Consider the following 5,607-nt stretch of genomic DNA (forward strand, 5'->3'; position numbering starts at 1 on the left):
TAAATATGTCCATTGTTAAGGCATTATTTTTCGATAAATTAAAGGAGTTTTTTAGGGTTCATTTACATATTGAGATTCATGACATAGTTCACAATTTAGTCACCGTAAATCATATTCACTATCATGGAAATGAATCTACCCCCCTAATTGAACAAACCAATCCACAAACAATTGCTTTGAACATTAAAGCGATATTATTATCATTGCCTTCAGAGCAGCAAGAGGAACTTCGGGAGATAATTCAAAATAGTGTGTTAGTTGAGGATATACCTCTTCTGGAGAAAAATTCAAAAGACCGTATTGAAGATATTGAATTGAAAGAAAGTGAGGATAAAACAAAAGCATTACTAGATTTTTTTAGAGGGAAAATTCCAGATGATGATTTTGCAATTCTAAGAGCTGCAATATATATTAAAAAAAGATTTAATGAAGGAGCTCCACATTCAGAGATATATGCACTTAAAGGAGAAGTAATGGCTGAATATGGAGCTCGTGGAAGAAAAATAAACAATTTGCTAAGTTCTGGATATTTCGAGTCGATGATAATGCCAATTTACAAAGAAATGGCCTCACATCCAGAATTTACTCATGAGGAGTTTTTAGAGAGATATCACCTAATAATCGAGGAAGAAGCATTTGCAATATTTGTTCAAGGATGGATGGCAGCAGATGAGCTCGCTCCAAAAATTCACAAAAAGATTAAACGAAATTTGAAATATGGAGTGAACTTTGTTACAATTCATGGTATCGGCGGGGAATGTATCGAAAACATTAAAGATATTTTAAGTGACATTGAAATTAATTATCCAGTCATTAAAAGAAAAATTGATGAGAACAACTTCATCATTACTGCAAAAATTTGGTTTGATAAGAATAAACGGATGATATAATTTCATAATAGACTTTTTTTAATTATCCAACAAACCACTACACCGAGAACGTTCCGTACTGCCCGCCGCCGCCCGGATGCAGCGTTACTCTCCCCTCACGGAAGGCGGCTATTGCATCTGCAACACCCGGATGGACAGATCGGATCTCCTCTGCAGACACCGTGATCAGGATCGAAAGCTCATCACCGAATTGTGCGATCAGCTCATCATACAGGGCAGAGCATTTCTTCGTCCTTGGAGAGCAGGTGCCGAGCCGGTTTGCGATGATCTCGGCTAAAGGGATGATGTGGAGGTATGGAGGCCTCTCTGTCACACGAGTGCCGGAGAGCTCGCGGGCACGATCGGAGACACCCTTCTTGATCCGCCCTTTGTCAAGAGGACACCGCCATTTGAGATCAATTGCCTCCTCCAGGGTGTACTGGTGAAAACACCGGGTGCAGGCGGTCCGGTTATATTTTCCTTCTTCAGGGAAGAACCCGATATTCATCAGTATCCTTCCATCCCGGATCGCAGAGAGGAGAGAGGTGACATCCATTGTATTCAGGTCAAGGATGGTACACTCACGCCCGAGTTTTTCAGGAACCGGACTGTGCGCATCGGAGTTTGTGAGGAACGGGATGCCCGCAAGCTCGCTGATACCGGCACCATCGCGGCTGTCTGCTGAGAGACCAAGTTCAAGGAATGATACCTCCTCATCCCCATAACACTCAGCAAGTGAAGAGAAGGCGGCATAGATCGACCTCCACGGGGTGAAAGCATGGGCAGGGCCGATCAGCCCACCTGCCTCATGAACAATTTTTGCTATCCCTTCTCCGTTTAAACGGATATGCGGCCGTCCGGAAGTCTTCAGATGAGAACAATGCGGAGTAAACATCTCCTGCATCATTACAAACGAATCAAAGGTTTCTGCTGCGATCAGATGGTGAACCCGGTCCTGGTCTTCCACCTCTGCCGTCGGGAGGAGGATCATTCCATGATCATCTTCGACCTCCCCCCACATCCTCCGCCACTCCGGATGGAGTGCATCTCCACTTCCGATCGCACCAATCCCTTTCGTCCTGCATCCTGACAGGATACGATCAGGGAGCATATCCTTTGATGTTGCCATCGAAAAACAGGAGTGGATATGGAGATCTGCGGTGACCTGTGCCATACTTATCCGATATAGGAGAGCTCTTCCCGTTCGCGATCCTGTTCGGATTCCTTCAGCTTCTCAAGAGCGCCCTCAAGTTCTTCAGCGTTCTCCTGAAGGCGTGTAGGGTCGATATCAAGACCGATTAGCTTTGAAAGGACTGAAAGGACTGCCTGTGCACTGATCGGATCGACAAGATAGCCTGAGGTCTCTCCGAGGAGTGCAATACCCTCCATGCCACGAAGCGATCCAAGACAGATAAGGAGACCGGCAGCACCGATGATACCACCGGGTGGTTCATCAGGGGAGAAGACTGCACCGGCATCGATCGCTTCCTGAAGGAGGAGAGGGCGATCTGCTGAACAGAGGACCCTTGGGAGATCGACGAGATGACCGACACCATACCCCCCGAGCGTATAGATACGCTTTACACCACATCGGGCTGCAATATCGAGATAATGTCCGGTCAGTATATAATGCCCCTCGGGGGAGGTGCTCTGGCAATCTCCGGTGAGGAGAAGGAGAGGCGGATCACCGTCCACCCAATAGAATTCGTTCTTTGGGAGATGCATAATCCCATCCCGGTCAATCGAGGTCTGGGGTGGGAAGTGGTGTGAGAGGATCTCGGTTATGAGAACCCCATGCAACTCATCCACAATATGATCCGCAACAAGCTTTCCGACATGACCCACACCCGGAAGACCCTCAATCAGGATCGGGGCGGTATAGTCTTCTGGCTGTTCCACCTTATGGGAGATCGTTACCGGGTCCATAAACGCATCTGCCTCCTGTACCTGCCATAACGATCCTGCGGAGAGAAACGGGGCGGATGCACCGGCACGGTAGGTGACTGACAGACCTTACATCGAAAAGAAAGGGTATAGTTGCCGTCTTGCGGGCAACGTCTCATCCGGCCAAACATACAGGCACCGGATATTATTTCGCTTTCCGGATCAGTTTTCCGGTTCCGCCTGCCCGCTCAACAACACCGATCGTGTTTGCAGCGACCTTTTCGATCGCCTTCTCCGCTGATTTGTAATCCGGGGCGGTAACCTTGATCTGGTAGCGGGGAGCTCCAAGATAGGTGATCTCGACTTCGACGCCGGGAACTTTTCCCTCGGCACTACGGAGTGCACGTCTGATGACATTCACACCATCGGGTTTGTCAGACATCATGTCCATGATCCCGCTGATCGTCACCTTCTGGACCTTGACATTATCAGCCGCAACGGTCATGAGTGCCTTAATCACCGGTTCAGACAGGTCGAAACGACGGAGAACCTCATCACCATGAATGACAAGGTCTTCAAATAACGGATAGAACATCGAATATTCTGAGCGGAGAGTATCGGTAATCTGAGCAGGTTCGATACCTGACGCCTCTGCTGCAAATCCTATCCACTTATGGGCTTTCTGTTCGTTCTTCCATTCCTGAATCTTCTCACGACGCTGGTGGTCATTGACATCCTTTAAGGAGAGGTCGATATGCCCGCGCGAGGTATCAACATGAAGGACTTTGCAGACGACCTTCTGCCCTTCACGGATAAAATCACGGATATATTTGATCCATCCACGCGCAATCTCGGAGATTGGTATGAGACCCTGGCTTGCATCATATTCGTCCAGGGTAACAAACGCTGCAAAGTCCTTTACGTCAACGACTGTGCAGACGACCAATTCTCCATCTTCGGGCCATAACCTCTCGCTCATCAGACACTCACTCAAACTGTGATAGGATCTCTGCCTTTATCAGTGCTTTGCCGCCGGTCGTTTCTGCAAGGACATGCCCGCATACGATGCAGTCGACGACGGTGCTCGCCTTCTCAAAGATGATCTGCTCATTTTCACAGTCAGGGCACTTCACTTTTACAAAACCGCTTCGGTTCTCACGATTTAATACTACCATCTGTTCACTCACTCCGTTAATTCGAATTTTGCTATTCTGTATCCCTTTCTGAGATGGGCTTTTTTGCAGGTTTTGCACCGGTACCGGACGTTGATCTTCTTTGTTGGTTTATCGCCACCCGGAACCTTGCTGAACTTACCCATGTTCCCAACACGGGATCTCCGTGCCTTTTCACGATCAATCCAGTGAAGACCGGTAGTCTTGCCCTTCTTCACTTTCTCGATCTCATGTTCCGTGTGTGTCCGGCAGAACGGACAATAGGTGTTGAATTTTGCTGGTCTTTTCATGAAAAATACCTCTGTTTTAGGAACCCGAATACCATATTTATTTGCGAATTCTTATATTTAAGGCTATGTTGCGGTCACATAGAACACTTGCATTAGGTGTTGGAAGTGTAACAATATCCTCGACCATTAACGCATAAGTCCTCCCATCATACCCCATAAACGGCTCGACCGGAGCGATGAGACGAATGGGAGTCATACCAAGGGGAGAGACCTCCTCTTCGGCCTCCTCTGCCTCCGCCATCTCTTCAAACACAAGGGTTTTCTTCCTTGAACGGAGGTCAACAAGACTCATTCTCGCCTGCAATACAGCTTTTGAAACGGTCTCAAAGAGCTCGCGCTCCTCTGAGATCATCATCCGCATCACCTCACGCTCAATGGTGTCACCATTGCCCTTTGCCGTGGCAAGTTCGATGATGCGACTTGTCCTGATCACAAAGATCTCCTGAATGTACGATTTAAAACTCTCAATCTGGCGGATCAGATCCTGTGACCTGTCTGAGAGCGGATCGCCGGATTCATAGAGATCCCGGTACATCCGTTCAATCTCCTCATGGACATTCCGGTAGAGTTCAGATGGAATCTCAGTGAGGGTGCCGCTGGCCCGTTCGTCAAAGAGGATCGAACGGACACGGTCAAACGAGATCTTCATGACTCACCCCCGTTAAACTCAGCGATCCCACGCGAACAGAGGAAGACCGCAAGGGCCTCAGGGACGGTGTTGATCCCCTTGCCAATTGAATAGTGGTTTCCAAGGATCGGCATCGTCACCTCAAATGACGAATCTACACGTACCGGACGCTCTGAGAAGACAACTGCATCGATGAGGGGATCGAAGTCATCGATCTCCCGCACCTGAAGGGGAGTAACCAGAAAGCCACTCCCGCCATGGAGAGAGGAGGGATGGCGTATCAGGCGTTTGATATCTGTTGTCACCGGTTCATCAGCAAGGGCAGCCCGCTCCCTGATCTGCTGCGAGAGGAGACTTGTTGAATCAGCAAACATGGCGAGGATCACGCGGTCATGGTTGCAGACATCGAACATGCCATTCTGAATAGAATGGATGATGGTGTCAAGACGTTTCAGAAAGTCTGCAGCACCTGATGTTGAGACTCCCTTAACCGAGGAGAGCATCCTGATCTGCTCATCCGGCGGAAGGGCTCGAATCGTCATGAGAGTGGTCTGAATGGCCTGCTTCAACCGAAGCCTCCAGCCTCTGTCAGGCCGGTTCTCACCGGCCAGAAGGACTTGTGGAGAGAGACCTGTCCCGCAGACATAATCAACAAGTTCACGCCGTTCAGCACTCTTCCAGGAACGCATCACAAGCGATGTGAGGTGAATATGATACCCCCTCCCACCGGAGAAGACGACAGACAGTTCCCGCGCCGGGTCGAT

At 48.8% G+C, this 5,607-nt stretch carries 9 protein-coding genes; 1 reads left to right on the plus strand and 8 read right to left on the minus strand.

Features of this window, described 5'->3' with window-relative positions; translation table 11 throughout:
- On the plus strand, nt 1-890 hold an 890-nt coding region (locus tag Q7V06_RS06820), incomplete at its 5' end, for a hypothetical protein (protein ID WP_304839899.1).
- Between the two features lie 37 nt (nt 891-927).
- On the opposite strand, the gene Q7V06_RS06825 is transcribed toward Q7V06_RS06820, so the two are convergent.
- The 8 genes from Q7V06_RS06825 to Q7V06_RS06860 form a co-directional block, all read right to left on the minus strand.
- Complete coding sequence (locus Q7V06_RS06825) at nt 928-2,043, minus strand: endonuclease Q family protein (protein WP_304839901.1); 1,116 nt, start codon at nt 2,041-2,043, stop codon at nt 928-930.
- A gap of 2 nt (nt 2,044-2,045) precedes the next feature.
- Nucleotides 2,046-2,768 (minus strand): proteasome assembly chaperone family protein, encoded by a 723-nt coding sequence (locus Q7V06_RS06830; RefSeq protein ID WP_370650824.1) that lies wholly within the window; start codon nt 2,766-2,768, stop codon nt 2,046-2,048.
- Between the two features lie 14 nt (nt 2,769-2,782).
- The gene (locus Q7V06_RS06835; protein ID WP_304839906.1) at nt 2,783-2,944 is read right to left on the minus strand and encodes an RNA-protein complex protein Nop10; all 162 of its coding nucleotides are present in this window, start codon (nt 2,942-2,944) and stop codon (nt 2,783-2,785) included.
- A gap of 14 nt (nt 2,945-2,958) precedes the next feature.
- Nucleotides 2,959-3,732 carry a translation initiation factor IF-2 subunit alpha gene (locus Q7V06_RS06840; RefSeq protein WP_304839909.1) on the minus strand — a complete coding sequence of 258 codons (774 nt, stop codon included), beginning with the start codon at nt 3,730-3,732 and terminating at the stop codon, nt 2,959-2,961.
- Nucleotides 3,733-3,739: 7 nt separating this feature from the next.
- Entirely contained in the window at nt 3,740-3,928 is a 189-nt protein-coding gene (locus Q7V06_RS06845) for a 30S ribosomal protein S27e (RefSeq protein ID WP_304839912.1), read from the minus strand.
- Nucleotides 3,929-3,936: 8 nt separating this feature from the next.
- A complete protein-coding gene (locus Q7V06_RS06850) occupies nt 3,937-4,215 on the minus strand; it encodes a 50S ribosomal protein L44e (protein WP_255333110.1) in 279 nt (92 codons plus the stop codon).
- A gap of 37 nt (nt 4,216-4,252) precedes the next feature.
- The gene (locus Q7V06_RS06855) at nt 4,253-4,864 is read right to left on the minus strand and encodes a hypothetical protein (RefSeq protein ID WP_304839919.1); all 612 of its coding nucleotides are present in this window, start codon (nt 4,862-4,864) and stop codon (nt 4,253-4,255) included.
- Nucleotides 4,861-5,607: DNA primase small subunit domain-containing protein (locus tag Q7V06_RS06860; RefSeq protein WP_304839921.1), on the minus strand; the 747-nt coding region annotated here is incomplete at its 5' end. The genes Q7V06_RS06855 and Q7V06_RS06860, both read right to left, overlap by 4 nt.

The sequence above is a fragment of the Methanocalculus sp. genome (assembly GCF_030651615.1).
Lineage (GTDB): Archaea > Halobacteriota > Methanomicrobia > Methanomicrobiales > Methanocorpusculaceae > Methanocalculus.

Coding starts and splice junctions, on each gene's coding strand:
- Q7V06_RS06835 (WP_304839906.1), bottom strand. CDS start 2,944: ATGTTTGGCCGGATGAGACGTTGCCCGCAAGACGGCAACTATACCCTT.
- Q7V06_RS06840 (WP_304839909.1), bottom strand. CDS start 3,732: ATGAGCGAGAGGTTATGGCCCGAAGATGGAGAATTGGTCGTCTGCACA.
- Q7V06_RS06855 (WP_304839919.1), bottom strand. CDS start 4,864: ATGAAGATCTCGTTTGACCGTGTCCGTTCGATCCTCTTTGACGAACGG.
- Q7V06_RS06825 (WP_304839901.1), bottom strand. CDS start 2,043: ATGGCACAGGTCACCGCAGATCTCCATATCCACTCCTGTTTTTCGATG.
- Q7V06_RS06845 (WP_304839912.1), bottom strand. CDS start 3,928: ATGGTAGTATTAAATCGTGAGAACCGAAGCGGTTTTGTAAAAGTGAAG.
- Q7V06_RS06850 (WP_255333110.1), bottom strand. CDS start 4,215: ATGAAAAGACCAGCAAAATTCAACACCTATTGTCCGTTCTGCCGGACA.